Below are 1,374 nucleotides of genomic sequence, written 5' to 3' on the forward strand. Positions count from 1 at the left end.
TCTCTATTTTTTATTTAGAGCGCTATTCCTTGCGCTTTAGCTTGCTTATGAATAGTTTGATACGGCGTTAGTGCATCCACCAAAATCACATCTATTTTTTGATCGCCGATTGCCATCTGAATTTTTGCCGCGATTCGAGCAGCGGCCGACGCCCTATTTTCAATTTGTCGCGCCGTCTCAACAAAAAGGTCGATATCCCCCCCCTTTGCGGAGTCATCTACTCGTGAACCAAAAAGAATCACCTCTGCCTCAGCGCCTAAAACTGCCTCTACAGATTCTTTAATTTTTGATACTTGAAATGAACTTAGCCGCACAGCCTACCCTCAACAATTCTTAGTGTTGTCAGTATAACAGGGAAATACTGAGAGCGTGCTTAAGGCGCTTTTAAGAAAACGCTTTCTTTTCTCGGTGCAGGCCTCAGGCCGCTCTGTACCCTCTGTGGTAAACCGTCTTTTATGTTTTGATCTTTAATTAAGGGATAAACCGATGAACCACCGAGGACACCGGGCGCTTCGCTGCACCGAGGAAGGGATTGAGACACATCTAAAAAAGCTTTTATCTTTTCTCTGTGTAGGCCGCAGGCCGCTCTGTGTCCTCGGTGGTGAACCGTCTTTTATGTTTTGATCTTAATTAAGGGATAAACCGATGAACCATAGAGGACACAGAGCGCTTGCTGCACAGAGAAAGTGTCAGCTTTACTCAAATATCAAATCTGCCCTGAAGATCACTAATTAGCTTTTGAGCAAAGTTCACTATTAGGGGAATATTATCTTTTGACAGATTAATTGCTTGGCTAAGCTGCCCTGCATCTTCAATGTATTCGTGAATCATTTGATTCCGAATTCTTCTTAGCTCTAACCACGTATCACTGCTTTCCAAATAGCCAAGCTTTTCAGCTCTATCCAGATTATCGATCGCGACACCTACTTTTTCTTGCGTAGCCTTGAGCCATGCAACCAACAACTTATCACCAACCGTATCTTGCAGGCGGCAGAAGCGCCCCACATAGGCCTCGAGCACCTCAGCCAAGTCAGGGTTAGTATCTAACTGCGCCGCCTTTTCCTCGTCAAAACCACCTGCAAATAGCTTTCCTTCAGAGTATTGTAGATGAGTAATTTCTTTTGACAGGATTCGGCACAGATACCGTAGCCTTTCTAACTGACCTTGATCTAGGGTCATAACTTAATCCCGGTTTCTTTTGCTATGGTATGTATTGGCGAAAGCTCTACACTTGGTGTTTGAAGTATCACATCGGTTTTACGCCCATGAAACAAGCGAGATACTTGCGTGCTTATTTTAGCCGCAACGAATACGAGTTCGTCGATATCGTGCTTTGACACCACGAGTATGTCTATATCACCACCCTTTGCATAA

The 1,374-nt window shown here is 44.3% G+C and carries 2 protein-coding genes and 1 pseudogene; all 3 read right to left on the bottom strand.

All coding sequences use genetic code 11. The annotated features are described in order from the left end of the window. Window positions 1–14: 14 nt before the first annotated feature. Window positions 15–314 (bottom strand): nucleotidyltransferase domain-containing protein, encoded by a 300-nt coding sequence (locus A3756_RS15560; protein WP_068553729.1) that lies wholly within the window; start codon window positions 312–314, stop codon window positions 15–17. Window positions 315–699: 385 nt separating this feature from the next. After that, window positions 700–1,179, bottom strand: coding sequence for a hypothetical protein (locus A3756_RS15565; RefSeq protein WP_068553728.1), 480 nt, complete (start codon window positions 1,177–1,179; stop codon window positions 700–702). Continuing rightward, window positions 1,176–1,374 (bottom strand): annotated as a pseudogene (locus tag A3756_RS27775) (hypothetical protein); the annotation flags it as partial. The pseudogene A3756_RS27775 and the gene A3756_RS15565, both read right to left, overlap by 4 nt.

The organism is Oleiphilus sp. HI0086 (assembly GCF_001635225.1).

What these genes read in the sequence shown, in the direction of transcription:
- A3756_RS15565 (WP_068553728.1), bottom strand. Translation starts at nt 1,179, where the DNA reads ATGACCCTAGATCAAGGTCAGTTAGAAAGGCTACGGTATCTGTGCCGA.